This window comes from Marilutibacter maris, from assembly GCF_003233695.1.
GTDB classification, from domain to species: domain Bacteria; phylum Pseudomonadota; class Gammaproteobacteria; order Xanthomonadales; family Xanthomonadaceae; genus Marilutibacter; species Marilutibacter maris.
Window position 1 is genome coordinate 381,340 of the sequence record NZ_CP029843.1, and the last position, 17,983, is coordinate 399,322.

The following is a 17,983-nucleotide window of genomic DNA, read 5'->3' on the forward strand; positions in this document are numbered from 1 at the left end:
GCCCGTCGAGTGGAAACCCGTACTTAGGGAGATGCGGTAATGGTGCTTGAACAAATTCTGCCGGTGCTGATCGGTATCGGCGTCGTGGTGGGCATCCTGCTTGGGGTGTTCGGGCTGATCAAGGCCTTCTACGTGAAGGTGCCGCAGGGCACCGCGCTGATCGTCAACGACCTGTCGTCGACGCCGAAGGTGCACTTCACCGGCGCGATGGTCCTGCCGGTGGTCTATAAGCAGGAGTTCATGAAGATCTCCCTGATCACGCTGGAAGTCGACCGGCGTGGCAAGGACGGGCTGATCTGCCAGGACAACATGCGCGCGGACATCACCGTCGCCTTCTACCTGCGCGTCAACGAGACCCAGCAGGACGTGCTGAAGGTGGCCAAGGCGATCGGTGTCGATCGCGCCTCCGATCGCGGCGCGGTCAACGAGCTGTTCAACGCCAAGTTCTCCGAGGCGCTGAAGACGGTCGGCAAGCAGATCGAGTTCGTCAAGCTGTTCGAGAACCGCCAGGAGTTCCGCGACCGCATCATCGAGGTGATCGGCAACGACCTCAACGGCTACGTGCTTGAGGACGTAGCGATCGACTACCTGGAGCAGACCCCGAAGGGTTCGCTGGATCCGACCAACATCCTCGACGCCGAGGGCATCCGCAAGATCACCGAGCTGACCGCGGCGCAGAACGTGATCACCAACGAGCTCTCGCGCAACGAAGAGCTGGCGATCACCAAGAAGAACGTCGAGACCCGCGAGGCGATGCTGGCGCTGGAGCGGCAGCAGGCCGACGCCGAGGCGCGCCAGAAGCGCGAGATCGAGACGATCAAGGCGCGCGAGGAGGCCGAGACGCTGAAGGTGCAGGAAGAGGAGCGCCTGAAGGCCGAGCAGGCCCGCATCACGGTGCAGGAGCAGCTCGACATCCGCGAGGAGAACCGCCTGCGCGAGGTCGAGGTGGCGCAGCAGAACCGCCAGCGCGCGGTGGTGATCGAGGTCGAGAAGGTCACCCGCGCCAAGGATCTGGAGATCGTCTCGCGCGAGCGTGAGGTCGAGCTGCAGAAGATCGAGAAGGAAAAGGCGCTGGAAGAGCAGCGCAAGGAAATCGCCAACGTCATCCGCGAGCGCGTCGCGGTCGAGAAGACCGTCGCCCAGGAGGAAGAACGGATCAAGGAAGTGCGCGAGGTCTCCGAGGCCGACCGCCAGAAGCAGGTCACCATCCTCGAAGCGCAGGCGCGCGCCGAGCAGGACCTGGTGCGCCAGGTCAAGCAGGCCGAGGCCGAGGAAACCGCGGCGCGCCACAAGGCGGTCGAGGTCACGGTGATGGCGCAGGCCGAGCTGGAAGCGGCGGCCAAGCAGTCCGAGGCCAAGAAGAAGATGGCCGAGGGCATCGAGGCCGAGCGCGCGGCGCCGGGCCTGGCCGATGCGCGGGTCCGCGAGGTGTCGGCGGCGGCGATGGAGAAGGAAGGCCTGGCCGAGGCCAAGGTCATCGCCGAGAAGCTCACCGCCGAGGCGCGTGGCGGCCAGGAGAAGGGTCTGTCCGAAGCCAAGGTGCTGGAAGAGAAGCTGTCGGCGCAGGCGCGCGGCGAGCAGTCGCTCGGCGAGGCCAAGGCCAAGGCGACCCGCGACGTGGGCCTGTCCGAGGCGGAAGTGCTGCTGACCAAGCTCAAGTCCGAGGCCGAGGGCCTGGAGGACAAGTTCGCTTCGCTGGACGCGCTGTCGGAGAACTCGCGTGCCCACGAGGAGTTCCGCATGCAGCTGGAGAAGAATTTCGATCAGGCGATCGCCAGCATCGAGGCCAACAAGGACATCGCCCGCGAGCAGGCCGAAGTGCTGGGCACCGCCCTGAGCAAGGCCAACATCGACATCGTCGGCGGCGAGGGCGAGTTCTTCAATTCCTTCGCCAAGGCGCTGTCGGTCGGCAAGGCGATCGAGGGCGTGGCCGGCAAGAGCCCGATCGTGCAGGAGCTGCTGGAGAAGCTGGCCTCGATCAAGACCGGCCGGACCAACTCGGGCGATCGCACGGACGGATCCGCGCTGGATTCGTGATCGCGACGGCCGGCCGGCGCGCGACGCCCGGTCGGCCGCTCTTGCGCGGCGCTGCCGGCCCCGGGCGTACTGTGCCCCGTTCCGGCGCGCGCGTTGAACACGCACGTTGAGCACGCACGATGAACACGCGTGACGAGACAGGCCCCCCGCGGGGCCGGAGTGGAGACGGATGGCGGAACAGGACGCTCAGGCGGAAGTGACCACGGCTCAGGCGGCCGCGGGCTCGGCGGTGGACAAGGCGGTGGCCGAAGGCGGCGCCTACGAGGTGTTGCAGCGGCGCCTCGCCGATCAGGGACAGCGCCTGGGCGCGCTGGCCGAGGCGCTCAACGCGAATCGGCTGGAAACCTTCGGCAGCAGCCGGATGGAGGTCGTCGGCCGCCTGCGGGTGCGCACCGAGAACAACTGCGTCGCCCGCGACCTGGTCCAGGTCGGCGACCGTCTGCTGTTCGGCTACAACGTATTCCTCGGTCTGAAGAAGGAAACCCGCGTCGAGGACGTGTTTTCGCTGTACCAGCTGGTGCAGGCGGGCGACGGCTACGACGTGACCCCGGTCGCGGCGGCCGACAGCTTCCTGGGCACCGACAGCTTCGTGCAGGACTTCCGCGAGCTGTACGCCTACTACAAGGACACCCGGCTGGTGCAGCTGGCGGTGCGCGACGGCAAGCTGCTGGCGGCGTTCCAGATCGGCGAGCGGCTGGACGACCTGCGGGTGTTCCGCTGGGCGCTGGCGGACGAGGGCCGCGAGGTCCGCTACATGGACAACCGCGGCGAGCGCGACATCGCGCTGCCGGCGCCGTACGACTTCGAGTGGACCGAAGCGACCCGCGAGATGGCGGTCAACGGCCGCCATCCGCATCTGAACATCCTCGACACCGTGTTCGTCGAGACCCTCGGCGGCGACCTGACCGTCAAGGTCGAGAACAACACCGAGGACGGCGAGGGCATCTATCGCGAACCGGTCGAGGACAAGACCCAATCGCTGGACGACGCCAAGGTGTCGTTCGCGCGCCTGGGCAGCCTGATCCTGCTGAAGGTGCTGCCGTATCGCGAGCGCGACTGGCGCTACCTGGTCTACAACACCCTGAGCCGGCAGGTGCGACGCATCGACGAGATCGGCCAGGCCTGCATCCAGCTGCCGGAAGATCACGGCATCGTCTTCCCCGGCGGCTACTACCTGCAGAACGGCGAGTACAAGGCGTTCGAGCAGTCGATGGACGGCATGCGCTTCAGCCGTTCGGTGCGCTCGCCCAATGGCGAGGACGTGCTGTACGTGTTCTACGAGCCGCAGGCCGGGCGCACCGCGCTGTTCACCTACAACATGATCGAGCGGCGCCTGCAGACGCCGATGTTCGGTCATGGCATGGCGCGTCTGCCCGACGGCCGCATGGTGCTGTTCTCCTCCGAGAGCGACGACCCGACCCGGGTGCATCCGATGCAGGTCTGGCAGACCCCGTTCACCAGCGACGAGTTCGCCGCGCGGCAGCCGGCCGACAACAGCTTCCTGGGCCGGATCGGCAATGCCGAGCTGGTCCGCGGCATCTCCAACGTCTACGGTCTGGTCCGCGCGATCGCCTCGACCGAGGTGTCGCTGCAGCGTTACCAGCAGCTGGTGCACGAAGCGCGCCGGCTGTTCGACCTGCACCACTGGATCGCCGATCCGCAGGCCGGCGGCGTCGCCGCGCAGTTGCGCGAGGTCATCGCCACCGGCGAGTCGGTGCTGGACGAGTACGAGAAGGTCGAGGGCATCCGCCGCCAGTCGGCGGCGGCGATGGCCGAGGCCGAGGCGCAGCAGAAGGCGCTGATCGCCGGCCTGCGACCGGAGGACTGGGACGGCGTGCAGCCGTTCGTGGAGGCGCTGGGCGCGCTGTCGCGCCAGCGCGGACACCTGCTGACCCTGCGCGAGCAACGCTACATCGACGTCGAACGCATCGACGCGATGGAAGCGCAGGTGCTGGAAGCGCAGGCGAGCCTCGGCGAGGCGACCGGCGTGTTCCTGGCCGGCGAACAGGCATTGCAACCGTTCAGCGAACGCCTGCAGCAGTTCGATGCGCAGGCCCAGGCGGCCGAGAGCGTCAGCGCCCTCGACGCGCCGCTGGAGGCGATGCAGGCGATGTCCGCCGACCTCGACATGCTGTCGGAACTGATGGCGACGCTGAAGGTCGACGACGCGACCCGGCGGACCCGCATCGTCGAGTCGATCTCGGCGTTGTACGCGCGCCTGAACCAGGCCAAGGCCCGCGCCGGCCAGCGCCGTCGCCAGCTGGGATCGGCCGAGTCGGTCGCCCAGTTCGGTGCGCAGTTCAGTCTGTTCGGGCAGAGCATCGCCAGCGCGCTGGCGATGGCGCAGGACCCGGAGAAGTGCGACGAGCAGCTGTCGCGGCTGATGGTGCAGCTGGAGGAACTGGAGAGCCAGTTCGGCGAACACGAGCAGTTCCTGTCCGACATTCTCGCCAAGCGCGAGGAGCTGCTGGAAACCTTCGAGACCCACAAGCAGGCGCTGCTCGACGACCGCCAGCGCAAGGCGCAGAGCGTGGCCGATGCCGCGACCCGGATCCTGGACGGTCTGCCGCGGCGCACCGAGCGCCTGCAGTCGGCGGACGAGCTCAACGCGTTCTTCGCCGGCGACCCGCTGATCCTGAAGCTGCGCGAGCTGATCGAACGCCTGCGCGGGCTGCGCGACAACGTCCGCGCCGACGATGTCGAGGCGCGGCTGAAGGGCGCCCGCGACCAGGCCGTGCGCGGCCAGCGCGACCGCAGCGAGCTGTTCGAGGCCGGCGGCGACGTGATCCGGCTCGGCCCGCGGCACCGCTTCAGCGTCAACACCCAGCCGCTGGACCTGACCATCATGCCGCGCGGCGAGGGCCTGGCCCTGCACCTGACCGGCACCGACTTCTTCGAGCCGCTGCACGACGAGACCCTGGACGCCTCGCGCGACTACTGGCAGGTGTCGCTGGACTCGGAATCGCCGCAGCTGTATCGCGGCGAATATCTGGCCGGGCTGATCGTCGACGCCGCGCGCGACAAGACCGACGGACTGGACGCCGATCGGCTGGCGCAGGCGCTGGCGCAGCCGGAGGCGATGGCGCGGCTGGTGCGCGAGTTCGCCGCCCCGCGTTATCGCGAGGGTTACGAGAAGGGCATCCACGATCACGATGCCGCGCTGATCCTGCAGGCCCTGCTGCCGTTGCAGGCCGGTGCCGGCAGCCTGGTGCATGCGCCGCAGGCGCGCGCGCTGGCGTGGTCGGCATGGGCCGCGCTGGGCGACGGCGAGGTCGGCGCTCGCTGGCCGCAGCGCGCCCGCACCGTGCACGATATCGCCCGCCTGCTGGGCCGCCGCGATGGCATCCAGGCGCTGGAAGCGGAGATCGCCGAGGCCATCGTCGAGCACATCCGCGCCGAGACGATGCCGTTCGATGCCGCACTGGCGCCGGCGGCGGCCAGCTATCTGGCCGGCGAGCTGGCGGTGGCGAATCCGGTGCTGATGGTCAGTGCCAGCGCCCGCGGTCTGGTCGATGCGTTGCGCGCGCGCCTGACCACGGCCCAGGCCTGGGCCGGTTTCGAGCAGGCGCTGGCGGCGCTGGAACGGCGACCGGGCGCGCGCTGGTCGTTGGTGCGCGAATGGTTGCTGGCGCTGTGCGCCGATCCCGAGCACGCGGCCGATGCGCGCCATGTCGACGAGGCGGCCGGTCTGCTGTTGCTGGGCGAGGCGTTGGCGCTGAAGCCGACCACCACCGGTTTGCACGCCGACATCGAGGGCCTGCTCGGCGAGCATCCGCGGATCGCGGAAGGCCGGATGCGGCTGGCGGTGGACGATTTCGCCGCGCGCCTGCGCGAGCATCGCGACCGCTTCGTGCCCGGCTATCGCCGCTACCAGGCCCAGCGCCAGGCGCTGGCCGAACGCGAGCGCGAGGCGATGCGGCTGGACGCGTTCAAGCCCCGCCCGCTGAGTTCGTTCGTGCGCAACAAGCTGATCAACGATGTCTACCTGGCGGTGATCGGCGACAACCTGGCCAAGCAGATGGGCACGGTCGGCGAGTCCAAGCGCAGCGACCTGATGGGCCTGCTGATGATGATCTCGCCGCCCGGCTACGGAAAGACCACGCTGATGGAGTACGTGGCGCACCGGCTGGGCCTGAACTTCATGAAGATCAACGGCCCGGCGCTGGGTCACGAGGTGCGCTCGCTGGACCCGGCGCAGGCGCCGGACGCGACCGCGCGTCAGGAGCTGGAGAAGCTCAATCTCGCGCTGGAGATGGGCAACAACGTGATGCTGTACGTCGACGACATCCAGCACACCCATCCGGAGTTCCTGCAGAAGTTCATCTCGCTGTGCGACGGCACCCGCCGCATCGAGGGCGTGTGGAAGGGGCGCACCCGCACCTACGACATGCGCGGCAAGAAGTTCTGCGTGGTGATGGCCGGCAACCCGTACACCGAGTCCGGCGAGGTGTTCAAGATTCCCGACATGCTCGCCAACCGCGCCGATATCTACAATCTCGGCGACGTCCTCGGCGGCATGGAGGAGGCGTTCAAGCTCAGCTACGTCGAGAACTGCCTGACCTCCAACCCGGTGCTGGCGCCGCTGGCGACCCGCGACCTCGCCGACCTGTACCGCTTCGTCGACAAGGCCGAGGGCCGACCGTTCTCGGCCAACGCCCTCAGCCACAGCTACAGCGGCGCCGAGGTCAACGAGATCACCGCGACCCTGGAGCGGCTGTTGAAACTGCGCGACGTGGTCTACCGGGTCAACCAGCAGTACATCGCCAGCGCCGCGCAGGCCGACAAGTACCGCACCGAGCCGCCGTTCAAGCTGCAGGGCAGCTACCGCAACATGAACAAGCTGGCGGAGAAGGTCTCGCCGGCGATGAACGAGGCCGAGCTGCAGCGGCTGGTCTCCGACCACTACCTGGGCGAGGCGCAGTTGCTGACCACCGGCGCCGAGGAGAACCTGCTGAAGCTGGCCGAGCTGCGCGGCGTCATCGACGAAACCCAGGGCAAGCGCTGGGCGCAGATCAAGCGCGACTTCCTGCGCAACAAGGCGATGGGCGGCGAGGATGCCGATGTCGGCCAGCGCGTGGTCGCGCAGCTGGCCGACCTGTCGGAGGGGATGAAGAGCCTGGCCAGCGTCGCCGATGCGCGCGAGCCGGTCGCTGCCGCGCCGTGGCCGGCGTTGCTGGCGGCGCTGGAGAAGCTGGCGGTCCGCGAGCCGGCCCCGGCCCCGGTACCGGTGAGCGAAACCCGTGAGGCGGACACGGCACCGTCGGCATCGGCGCTGCTGACCGCGCTGGCGCCATTGGTGGAGAGCCTGCAGGCCCGTACCGAGCAGCAGTCGCTGTTGCTCGGCGAGCTGGTCCGGCTGGCCGGCCAGGGCGGCGGCCGCGAACCGGCGTTGAGCGAGACCGAACGGCAGGCGCAGCTGGAGAAGGCCTTGAAGGAGTTCTCCGACCGCCTGCATGGCCGGATCCAGCGTTGACGGATACAGGACAGGAACATGGATTTCGATAGCCTCGACCGCCGCCTGCGCGAGACCCTCCTCGACAATCGGCTCGACAACGACGAGCGCCACGAGCTGCGCCAGCTCGGCGAACAGATCGACCGCGAGCGGGTGCGCTTCCTGCGCAACCGTGCGTTCGCGATGGTGCGCGAGGGCTTGCAGGCGCAGCCGCAGGACGCGTTCGACCTGCTCAAGTGGCTGGAGCAGGTGGTCAAGACCCTGGACACCGCGACCGCCGTGGCGGCGGTGGAATCGACCGCATGCTTCACTCCCGGCGACAGTTGCCTGCGCAAGTTGCGCGAGTTGTGCACGAGCGCGCGCGCGGCGGTCGACATCTGCGTCTTCACGATCTCCGACGACCGTCTGCGCGATGCCATCCTGCAGGCGCACAAGCGCGGCGTGCAGGTGCGGGTGATCAGCGACAACGACAAGCTCTTCGACGCCGGCAACGATGTCGACTGGCTGCGCGGAAAGGGCGTGCCGGTGCGGCTGGACGACTCGCCCCATCACATGCACCACAAGTTCGCGCTGTTCGACGGCCGCCTGCTGGCCAACGGCAGCTTCAACTGGACCCGCAGCGCCAGCGTCCACAACCAGGAGAACCTGGCGGTCACCGACAACGCCCACCTGGTGCGTTGCTACAGCGGGCAGTTCGAGTCGCTGTGGGAGCGCTACGCCGCCTGACCGGCGCGCCGGCCGTCCGGCTCAGACTGATTTCGCGCCGCTATTTCGCGCCGCTGTCGTAGACGACGGGCATCCGCAATGCCCAGCGGCGCCATGCCAGGTCGTCGGCGAGCAGTTCGCCGATGAAATGCGCGACATTGATGCGGCTGGTGTGGCCGGGGTCGAAGATGGCGCTGCGGATCGGCGAGGGGTGCACGTCGTAAGCGGTCACCCGGTCCGCGTCGGTCAGGCTGTCGGGCCTGACCACGACCCATTCGATCGCGGTATCGCCGGGCCCGAACCAGGCCTGCAGCCAGGCCGCTGCGTCCTCGTTGTCGCGATGCGGCGGGAGCAGCAGGCGGATCAGTCCGACCGCCAGCCGCTCGCCGAGCGCGACCGGCTCGGCGATGCCCCGGTTGCGGTTGCCGGCGGTGTTCATCAGCACGAACCTGACCGGCCGCTCCGGCCGACAGCGGCGGACCGCTTCGCACAGCCGCGACGTCGCCTCCGTCACCAGCCGGCGCGGTGGGCCGAAGAGGCCCCTGAGGGTCGGGTTGTGCCCCAGGCAGGAGACGATCGCGGTGCAATCCTCCACGTGCCTGGCCATCGCTTCCTCGTCCAGGTCGAGGAGGTCGGCATGCACGATCGACAGCCGGGGGTGTTCCCGCAGGGACGCCGGCAGGCGCGCGGGCGAGCGCACGATGGCGCGCACCCGGCGGCCGTGGCCGAGCAGGATGTCCACCAGCAGTCGCCCGGTCGCACCGCTGGCGCCGGCTACCAGTACCGTCATGGGGTCGCGTCCGTTGCGGGCTCCGCGGGCATGATGGCATGCGTTGCCACTGGTACCGACAGTCTCCGGGGTGGCGGAGCGGCGGGGCCGTGCTGGGCGTGGCGGCGCGAGGACGGGATAATGGCGGCCCCCGACCCGTCCGGGTCGTCGTCGAGTCCGTGATGTCCGAAGTCGCCTATCCCGAGTACCCGTTCACCCCGAAGCGCTTCGATGTCCGTCCCGGAATCGCGATGAGCTACCTCGACGAGGGCCCGCGCGACGGAGAAGTGATCGTGATGCTGCACGGCAATCCGTCGTGGAGCTACTACTGGCGCCGATTGGTGTCGGATCTGGCGGCTCCCGCCGCCGGCAAGGCGTATCGCTGCATCGTGCCCGACCACGTCGGCATGGGCCTGTCCGACCGCCCCGGCGACGATGCCTACACCTACACCCTGCAATCGCGGATCGACGACCTGGAGGCCCTGCTCGCGCACCTGGGCGTGGACGGCCCGGTCACCCTGGCGGTGCACGACTGGGGCGGCATGATCGGCTTTGGCTGGGCGCTGAAGCAGCGTCAGCGGGTGCGGCGACTGGTGATCCTCAACACCGCCGCGTTCCCGCTGCCGGCGGCCAAGCCGATGCCGTGGCAGCTGTCGCTGGGACGCGACTCGCGGATCGGCGGTTTCATGATCCGCGCGTTCAACCTGTTCGCGCGCGGCGCGACCCGGATCGGAGTGAGCCGGCGGATGCCGCCCGGGGTGCGGCGGGCATTCGAGGCGCCCTACAACGGTTGGCGCAATGCGATCAGCACCCTGCGTTTCATGCAGGACATCCCGCTGGGCGAGGGCGACCGCGCCTGGTCGCTGCTGGTCGAGTCGGCGCGGGTGCTGCACGAGTACAACGACCGCCCGGTGTTCATCGGCTGGGGCCTGCGCGATTTCGTGTTCGACAGGCACTTCCTGGACGGCTTCGTCGCCGCGCTGCCGGATGCCGAGGTCCATGCGTTCGAGGACGCCAACCACTACGTGCTGCAGGACAAGGCCGAGGTGCTGGTACCGGCGATCCGCGCGTTCCTGGAGCGCAACCCGCTGTAGTCCGGGGTGGCGGCGGGGTCAGGCCGCCAGTGGCGCGAGCGGTGCCGGGGGCTCGGTCGGCGGTTCGGTCGGCTCGGTCGGGAAGTCCCAGTCGGCCGGAGTCAGCACCGGCATGCCATGGGCGATGCGGGCCTTGTCGCATTGCGCGCTGGGCTCGCCCGGGCCGTTGCTGGTGGGCTCCCACGAGGCCGGCACCTCGCGGCACACGCTGGGCTTGATCTGATGGATCGAGCAGCGCGAGTACACGCCGATTTCCGCATCCAGGGCGATGCAGCGCGGGGTCTTGGACGAGGTGCCGCGCATCACCACTCGGTGATGGTCGAAGCGTTCGGTCATCGCCTCGGGGACGGTCCCGCCGAGGGTCGGCATGGTCTCGGCCCAGTGGAAGGACACGCGGAAGTGGGCGCAGCAGGCGCCGCAGGTGAGGCAGGGGTGGCTCATGGGCCGCGGTCCGGATTGTGGATGGGGCGGATACGTTCGGGGGTGGCGGAATTTTGGGGATTCCGCGGCCGCGCGCAAGTGCCGCGAACCCTCCGCGTGGCGGGGCGTCCGGTGGCCCTTGGCCAGGCGGTGGCCGGAACGGCGACAATGGCGCCTGGTGAACCCGACGACGGACCCGGATGGCGCAACAGCACAGCCCCGACGAAACCCCGGTCCCGCAGCCCCCTGAGCCGGTGACGGCCGCGGGCGCCGCGGCGCGCTGCAATATCGCCGCGAGCCTGCCACGGTTGGCGGCGCAGGCGCCGGAACGCATTGCCATGCGCTGCCCGGGCAAGCGCGGTGGCGACGGTCTGGCCGGCTACGACTCGGTCCTGAGCTACCGCGATCTGGATGCCCGCAGCGACGCGATCGCCGCCGGCCTCGCCCGCCACGGGGTCGGCCGCGGTACCCGCACCGTGGTGATGGTGCGGCCGTCTCCGGAGTTCTTCCTGCTGATGTTCGCCCTGTTCAAGGCCGGCGCGGTGCCGGTGCTGGTCGACCCGGGCATCGACCGGCGCGCGCTGAAGCAGTGCCTGGACGAGGCCCGTGCCGAGGCCTTCATCGGCATTCCGCTGGCGCAGTTCGCGCGGGTGCTGCTGGGCTGGGCGCGATCGGCGCGGGTGCGGATCACCACCGGTCGCCGCGGTTGGCTGGCCGATGCGACCCTGGCCGGGGTCGAGGCCGACGGCCGCGATGCCGCCGCGGAATTCGAGCTGGCCGACACCGGACCCGACGAGGTCGCCGCGATCCTGTTCACCAGCGGCTCGACCGGGGTGCCCAAGGGCGTGGTCTACCGGCATCGCCACTTCGTCGCCCAGATCGACATGCTGCGCGAAGCGTTCGGCATCCGCGCCGGCGGCGTCGACCTGCCGACCTTTCCGCCGTTCGCGCTGTTCGATCCGGCGCTGGGCCTGACCTCGGTGATCCCGGACATGGACCCGACCCGGCCGGCGCAGGCGGACCCGCGCCGCCTGCACGACGCGATCGCCCGTTTCGGGGTCGACCAGTTGTTCGGCTCGCCGGCGTTGATGAAGGTGCTGGCCGATTTCGGCGCACCGCTGCCGACCCTGAAGCGGGTCACCTCGGCCGGGGCGCCGGTGCCGGCCGCGGTGGTCGCGAAGATGCGCACGCTGTTGCCGGTGGACGCGCAGTTCTGGACGCCATATGGCGCCACCGAGTGCCTGCCGGTCGCGGTCATCGAGGGACGCGAGCTGGAAGCGACCCGCACCGCCACCGAGTCCGGCGCCGGCACCTGCGTCGGCCGCCCGGTGGCGCCGAACGAGGTCCGCATCATCGGCATCCGCGACGACGCGATCGAGGACTGGTCGCAGGCGGACGTCCTGCCGGCCGGCGAGGTCGGCGAGATCACCGTCGCCGGTCCGACCGCGACCGACAGTTATTTCAACCGCGATGCGCAGACCCGCCTGGCCAAGATCCGCGAGGTCCGCGTCGACGGCGGCAGCCGCATCGTCCACCGCATGGGCGACGTCGGCTATTTCGATGCGCAGGGCCGGCTGTGGTTCTGCGGGCGCAAGTCGCACCGGGTCGAGACCGCCGCCGGTCCGCTGTACACCGAGCAGGTCGAACCGGTGTTCAATACCCATCCGCAGGTCAGGCGCACCGCCCTGGTCGGGGTCGGCCCATCCGGCGCACAGCGTCCGGTGCTCTGCGTCGAACTGGCCGACGGCGTGCCGAAACGCGAGTGGCCGGCGGTCGAACGCGCGCTGCGCGCGATCGCCGCCGCGCATCCGCATTGCGCCGGCGTCGGCCGCTTCCTGCGCCATCCCGGGTTCCCGGTCGACATCCGCCACAATGCCAAGATCGGTCGTGAGAAGCTTGCGCTGTGGGCCGAGCGCCAGGCGTAGCGCCGCGGCCGGGTTGGGACATCGAAGGCAAGCGCCGGCGGCAGGCTGCGGTCGCCGGAGCGGCAGCGGATTTCGGGGGCAAGGGCAGTTGGGGATGGAAGACAGATGAAGATCCTGGTTACCGGCGGCGGTGGCTTTCTCGGGCAGGCGTTGTGCCGCGGCCTGCGCGAGCGCGGCCACCACGTGGTCAGCTACAACCGCGGTCATTACGACGCGCTCGAGCGCATGGGCGTCGAGCAGGTGCGCGGCGACCTTGCCGAGCGCGATGCGGTGATCGCCGCCGCCGACGGCTGCGCGGCGGTGTTCCACAATGCCGCCAAGGCCGGCGCCTGGGGCAGCTACCAGAGCTACTACGACGCCAACGTGATCGGCACCGACAACGTGATCGCGGCCTGCCGCGTACACGGCATCGGACGGCTGGTCCATACCTCCACGCCCAGCGTGACCCACGGCGCCACCCACCCGGTCGAGGGCGGCACCGCCGACACCGTGCCCTATGGCGAGCACCTCAAGGCCCCGTATGCCTCGACCAAGCTGCAGGCGGAAAAGGCGGTGCTGCGGGCGAACTCGACCACCCTGGCGACGGTCGCGCTGCGTCCGCGACTGATCTGGGGGCCGGGCGACAACCAGATCCTGCCGCGCCTGGTCGAGCGCGCCCGCGCCGGCCGCCTGCGCATCGTCGGCAGCGGCGACAACCGGGTCGATGCGACCTATATCGACAACGCCGCCCAGGCCCACTTCGACGCCTTCGACCACCTGGCGCCGGGCAGTGCCTGCGCCGGGCGCGCCTACTTCATCTCCAACGGCGAGCCGATGCCGATGCGCGAGCTGCTCAACTCGCTGCTGCGCGCGGTCGGGGCGCCGGAGGTCGACAAGCACCTGCCGTTCGGCGTCGCCTACGCGATCGGCGCGATCTGCGAAGGCGCGTGGCCGTTGCTGCGGCTGTCCGGCGAGCCGCCGATGACGCGCTTCCTCGCCGAACAGCTGGCGACCAGCCACTGGTACGACATGGCGCCGGCGACCCGGGACTTCGGCTACGTGCCGAAGATCAGCGTCGAGGAGGGCCTGCGGCGGCTGCGCGAAAGCTGGTCGCAGGCGGTCGTCGACTGAGCTTCTGGCGGTTCCGGGATCGCGGTGGCCCGACGGGTCGCCCGGTTATCCGGCACGATCGTGGTGTCAGGCCCTAAAATGGCCGGATGAACTCCCCACGCTCCCCCCTGGACCGCCTCAAGCCCGTCGCCGGGCGGGTGCTCGAAGCCGCGCTCAACCGGGCGCTGGCGCTTGATCCGGAAACACGCGACGCCCTGCGTGCGCTCGATGGCCGCCGCGTCTCGATGCATCTGTCGGCGCCGCCGCTGGCGCTGCAAGTGCGGGTCGCCGGCGAGCGGCTGGAAGTCGGCCCGGCCGCGGACGCGGCCGATCTGTCGGTGCGCACGACCCTGTCCGGACTGGTCTCGCAACTGCCGTTCCTGCGCAACGACGACGCGCCGCCGGTGGGCCAGTTGCGGATGGAGGGCGATGCCGACCTCGCGCGCCGTCTGCAACGGCTGGCCGAGCGCTTCGATCCCGACTGGCAGCAACCGTTCGTGGCGGTGTTCGGTGAGGTGGTCGGGGTGCAGATCGCCAGCGCGCTCGCCGCCGGCCTGCGCCACGCGCGCGGCGCCGGCGCCGCGTTCGCCGCCAATGCCGCCGAGTTCCTGACCGAGGAGTCGCGCGACGTGGTCGGACGCGACGAACTCAACGCCTTCCACGACGACGTCGATACCGTTCGCGACGATGTCGAGCGGCTTGCCGCGCGGGTCGCCCGTCTGCGGGCCGCATCCAAGCCCGCGGTCCCGGCCGACCGCGCCGCCGCGCAGGGGCCCGCGCAATGAAGTCCGCGTTGCGTGCCTGGCGCATCGGTCGCGTGCTGCTGCGTTACCGTCTCGACGATCTGCTCGACGGCACCCCGGCCGAGCGCTGGCTGAGGCTGGCGCGTCCGTTCGTGCCCAGCGCGTCGCAGGCGATCGCGTGCGAGTCGCGCGGCGCGCGGCTGCGGATGGCGTTGCAGGACCTGGGGCCGATTTTCGTCAAGTTCGGGCAGATCCTGTCGACCCGTCGCGACCTGGTACCGCAGGACGTCGCTGACGAGCTGTCGCTGCTGCAGGACCGGGTCGCGCCGTTCGACGGCGAGCAGGCCCGCGCGATCGTCGAAAAGGCCCTGGAGCGCCCCGTCGCGGAGGCGTTCGCTTCGTTCGACACCGTGCCGCTGGCCTCGGCGTCGATCGCCCAGGTGCACGCGGCGACCCTGCCATCGGTCGACGGCAGGCCGCCGCGCGAAGTCGTGGTGAAGGTGTTGAGGCCGGAGATCGAGAAGCAGATCGCCGGCGACATCGCCCTGCTCGGCGCGCTCGCGGCGCTGGTCGATCGCACCCATCCCAATGCCGACAAGATCCGCCCGCGCGAGGTCGTCGACGAGGTCGAGAACACCCTGTCCGCGGAACTGGACCTGCAGCGCGAGGGCGCCAACGCCAGCGTGCTGCGGCGGTTCTGGCAGGACAGCGACGATCTCTACGTGCCGGAGGTGATCTGGACCCACACCGCCGAGCGCGCACTGACCCTGGAGCGCGTGCACGGCATCCCGTCCGACGACGTCGAGGCGCTGGACGCGGCCGGCATCGACCGGCGCGCGCTGGCGGCCAAGGGCGTGCGGGTGTTCTACACCCAGGTGTTCCGCGACAATTTCTTCCATGCCGACGCGCATGCCGGCAACATCTGGGTCGACGCCGATCCCGCGCGGCGCGCCAATCCGCGCTTCATCGCGCTGGACTTCGGGATCATGGGCCAGCTCTCCGACGAGGATCAGTACTACCTCGCCGAGAACTTCATGGCGATCTTCAATCGCGACTACCGCCGCATCGCCGAGCTGCACGTGCAGGCCGGCTGGATGCCGGCGCACATCCGCATCGATGAGCTGGAGGCGGCCGCGCGCTCGGTCTGCGAGCCGTACTTCACCCGTCCGTTGAGCGAGATCTCGCTGGCCGAGGTGCTGATGAAGCTGTTCCGGGTCGCCCGGCGCTACGAGCTGACCCTGCAGCCGCAGCTGATCCTGCTGCAGAAGACCCTGCTCAACATCGAGGGCGTCGGCCGCCTGCTCGATCCCAGGCTCGACATCTGGGCGGTGGCGCGACCGGTGCTGGGCAAGATCCTGGTCGAGCGCTACAGCCCGCAGCGGCTGTTCGGCGAGTTCCGCAAGCGTCTGCCCGAGCTGGTGACCCGCGCACCGGAAATGCCGCGACTGCTGCACGCCTGGTTGCGGCAGCAGGTCGACGGCGACCACAGCCTGCAGATGCATTCGCACGACCTGTCCGAGCTGACCCGGGCGGTCAAGGACCTGCAGCGGCGCACCGTGTCCGCGTTGCTCGGTACCGGTCTGCTGATCGTCGCCGCGGTGCTGTACGCGCTGCAGGCCGGCGGCCCGATCTGGTTGTCGGTGCCGGCACCGGCGTGGATCGCCGCGCTGGGCGGCGTCTGGGCGCTGCTGGCCGCCTGGCCGCGGCGGCGATGAGCCATCGCTCCAAAGGCTTTCGCAGGAGCGGCGCAAGCCGAGATCGGGCCTTCCCGCGCAAGCCTCATCGCGGCTTACGCCGCTCCTATGGATGCGGCCACCCCGGCGAGGGGATGCGGTGATGGAACTTCCGGTCCTGCATCTGGACGACAACCTGGCCGTGGTCGACAAGCCGGCCGGGCTGATGGTCCACGACAGTGCGCTGGCACGCGGCGAGACCGATTTCGCCGCCGACCGCCTGCGCGAGCAGTTCGGGAGGCCGATCTTCCTGGTCCATCGCCTCGACCGCGCCACCAGCGGCTGTCTGCTGCTGGCCTTCGATCGCGACACCGCCTCGGCGCTGGGCAAGGTGCTGATGTCGCGCGAGGTCGAAAAGGTCTACTGGGCGATCTGCCGCGGCTGGCCGGAGCCGGAGTTCACCATCGACCACGCGCTCGACGGCGGCCCCGGCAAGCCGTTGAAGAAGCCGGCGATCACCCACTTCAGGCGTCTGGCCTGCGCCGAGCTCGAGTTGCCGTCGACGGGATTTCCGACCTCTCGCTATGCGTTGATGGAGGCCACCCTCGACACCGGCCGCTACCGGCAGATCCGTCGCCACCTCAAGCATGCCTCGCATCACCTGATCGGCGACACCAGCCATGGCGACGGCCGGCATAACCGCAGCTTCCGGATGATGGGCATCCACCGCATGCTGCTGCATGCGCGGCGGCTGGCGTTCGCGCATCCGCATACCGGCGCGCGGATCGAGGCGGTCGCGCCGCCGGATGCCGCCTTCGCGAAGGCCCTGGCGCTGTTCGACGGGGCCGCCGCCGACGGCGTGCGGGAAGTCCCCGGAGCCGGCTGAGCGGCTGAGCCGCCGCGGGCGCGGCCTAGTCGGCCGCGGCGTCCTTGTCGCCGATGCCGGCCTTGGTGGCGGAGCGGATGTCGCGCTGCATCTCCTCGATCGCCGGCGCGATCAGGCGCTGGGTCGCCTCCATCGTGTTGCGCATCAGCTGCGGCATCTTGGCGATCAGCTTCTGGCCGGCCTCGCTCTCGTAGAACGCGATCATCGCGTCGACGTCCTCGGCCTCGAAGGTCTGTTGATAGATATCGCGATAGACCGGCTCCATCTGCTCCCATGACATCACCGAGCGCAGCGTCCGCATCTGCCGCTCCAACAGTGCGTCCAACTGCGCGCGCTCGGCCTTGTCGGGCTTGTGTCCGGCACCGGCCAGGGTCTGCTCGACGACCTGCTGCTGCATGGCCTCGATCTGCGGCCACATCGATTCCAGGGTGTCGCGGACCCGGGTCAGTTCCATCAGGCGGTCCACCTGGGCATCGCTGGGCGGTGCCGCGAATACGGCCGGCGCGGTCAGCAGCAGGAGCGGCAGCGCGAGCCGTGCGATGGCGTTGCCCGCGGTGCGCAGGCGCTTGTGGAGGGTCATCGTGCGATTCCGTTGCAATGAAGTCGGCGCCATGCTCGGTCGCTATGTGATCGTCGTCAATCCCTGTCCGATACGCGTGCGAACGGCGATGCGCACTACAATCCCCTTACAACCGTTTCGATTGATACTGTTTTCGCACACCCGCGGCGCCGCCGCCGATCCCTGCCGATGTCCGTCAACGTTGCCAACATCTCGATTCCCGAGGCCGAACTGGTCGAACGCTTCGTGCGCTCGGCCGGCCCGGGTGGACAGAACGTCAACAAGGTCGCGACCGCTGTCGAGCTGCGTTTCGACGTGGCCGGCTCGGCGGCGTTGCCGGAGCCGGTGCGCGCGCGCCTGCTGGCGCGTCGCGATCGCCGCGTCACCGGTGAGGGCGTGCTGGTGATCAGCGCGCAGCGGTTCCGCACCCAGGAACGCAATCGCGAGGACGCGCGCGAACGCCTGGCGGCCTTCATCGAGACCGGTCTGCATGCGCCCAAGCCGCGCATCGCGACCCGCCCCAGTCGCGGCGCGCGCGAGCGGCGGCTGGGCGAGAAACGTCAGCGCAGTACCATCAAGCGCGGCCGCTCGCCGCAGAACTGGGAGTAAGGGCTTGGTCGACGAAGCCAGT

The 17,983-nt window shown here is 69.7% G+C and carries 13 protein-coding genes; 10 read left to right on the top strand and 3 right to left on the bottom strand.

Annotation, left to right across the window (positions count from 1 at the left end):
- Positions 1–39: 39 nt before the first annotated feature.
- The 3 genes from C9I47_RS01755 (at position 40) to C9I47_RS01765 (ending at position 8,215) form a co-directional block, all read left to right on the top strand.
- Positions 40–2,037 (top strand): flotillin family protein, encoded by a 1,998-nt coding sequence (locus C9I47_RS01755; protein ID WP_223250233.1) that lies wholly within the window; start codon positions 40–42, stop codon positions 2,035–2,037.
- A gap of 169 nt (positions 2,038–2,206) precedes the next feature.
- On the top strand, positions 2,207–7,510 hold the full coding sequence (locus C9I47_RS01760) for a DNA repair ATPase (RefSeq protein ID WP_111265206.1): 5,304 nt from the start codon (positions 2,207–2,209) through the stop codon (positions 7,508–7,510).
- 18 nt (positions 7,511–7,528) lie between these two features.
- Complete coding sequence (locus C9I47_RS01765) at positions 7,529–8,215, top strand: phospholipase D-like domain-containing protein (RefSeq protein ID WP_111265207.1); 687 nt, start codon at positions 7,529–7,531, stop codon at positions 8,213–8,215.
- Positions 8,216–8,255: 40 nt separating this feature from the next.
- Here C9I47_RS01765 and C9I47_RS01770 read toward each other — a convergent pair whose 3' ends face one another.
- Complete coding sequence (locus tag C9I47_RS01770; RefSeq protein ID WP_111265208.1) at positions 8,256–8,984, bottom strand: NAD(P)-dependent oxidoreductase; 729 nt, start codon at positions 8,982–8,984, stop codon at positions 8,256–8,258.
- 161 nt (positions 8,985–9,145) lie between these two features.
- Here C9I47_RS01770 and C9I47_RS01775 point away from each other — a divergent pair, with 161 nt between their 5' ends.
- Complete coding sequence (locus C9I47_RS01775) at positions 9,146–10,057, top strand: alpha/beta fold hydrolase (RefSeq protein ID WP_111267903.1); 912 nt, start codon at positions 9,146–9,148, stop codon at positions 10,055–10,057.
- An 18-nt stretch (positions 10,058–10,075) separates the two neighbouring features.
- Here C9I47_RS01775 and C9I47_RS01780 read toward each other — a convergent pair whose 3' ends face one another.
- Complete coding sequence (locus C9I47_RS01780) at positions 10,076–10,498, bottom strand: YkgJ family cysteine cluster protein (protein WP_111265209.1); 423 nt, start codon at positions 10,496–10,498, stop codon at positions 10,076–10,078.
- Positions 10,499–10,677: 179 nt separating this feature from the next.
- On the opposite strand from C9I47_RS01780, the gene oleC reads away from it, so the two are divergent.
- The 5 genes from oleC (at position 10,678) to C9I47_RS01805 (ending at position 16,793) form a co-directional block, all read left to right on the top strand.
- Positions 10,678–12,402, top strand: a complete 1,725-nt coding sequence (oleC, locus tag C9I47_RS01785; protein ID WP_111265210.1) for an olefin beta-lactone synthetase — start codon at positions 10,678–10,680, stop codon at positions 12,400–12,402.
- Positions 12,403–12,507: 105 nt separating this feature from the next.
- Positions 12,508–13,512 carry a 2-alkyl-3-oxoalkanoate reductase gene (gene oleD / locus C9I47_RS01790; RefSeq protein WP_111265211.1) on the top strand — a complete coding sequence of 335 codons (1,005 nt, stop codon included), beginning with the start codon at positions 12,508–12,510 and terminating at the stop codon, positions 13,510–13,512.
- Between the two features lie 86 nt (positions 13,513–13,598).
- Entirely contained in the window at positions 13,599–14,276 is a 678-nt protein-coding gene (locus C9I47_RS01795) for a ubiquinone biosynthesis accessory factor UbiJ (RefSeq protein ID WP_111265212.1), read from the top strand.
- On the top strand, positions 14,273–15,949 hold the full coding sequence (gene ubiB, locus C9I47_RS01800; protein ID WP_111265213.1) for a ubiquinone biosynthesis regulatory protein kinase UbiB: 1,677 nt from the start codon (positions 14,273–14,275) through the stop codon (positions 15,947–15,949). The genes C9I47_RS01795 and ubiB overlap by 4 nt, the downstream gene beginning before the upstream one ends.
- A gap of 121 nt (positions 15,950–16,070) precedes the next feature.
- Positions 16,071–16,793: a pseudouridine synthase gene (locus C9I47_RS01805; protein ID WP_111265214.1), complete on the top strand. Its 723-nt coding sequence runs from the start codon at positions 16,071–16,073 to the stop codon at positions 16,791–16,793.
- A gap of 25 nt (positions 16,794–16,818) precedes the next feature.
- Here C9I47_RS01805 and C9I47_RS01810 read toward each other — a convergent pair whose 3' ends face one another.
- Complete coding sequence (locus tag C9I47_RS01810) at positions 16,819–17,373, bottom strand: DUF2059 domain-containing protein (RefSeq protein WP_190238573.1); 555 nt, start codon at positions 17,371–17,373, stop codon at positions 16,819–16,821.
- Between the two features lie 168 nt (positions 17,374–17,541).
- Between C9I47_RS01810 and arfB the strand changes: the two genes are divergently transcribed.
- On the top strand, positions 17,542–17,961 hold the full coding sequence (gene arfB / locus C9I47_RS01815; protein WP_111265216.1) for an alternative ribosome rescue aminoacyl-tRNA hydrolase ArfB: 420 nt from the start codon (positions 17,542–17,544) through the stop codon (positions 17,959–17,961).
- Positions 17,962–17,983: the final 22 nt, after the last annotated feature.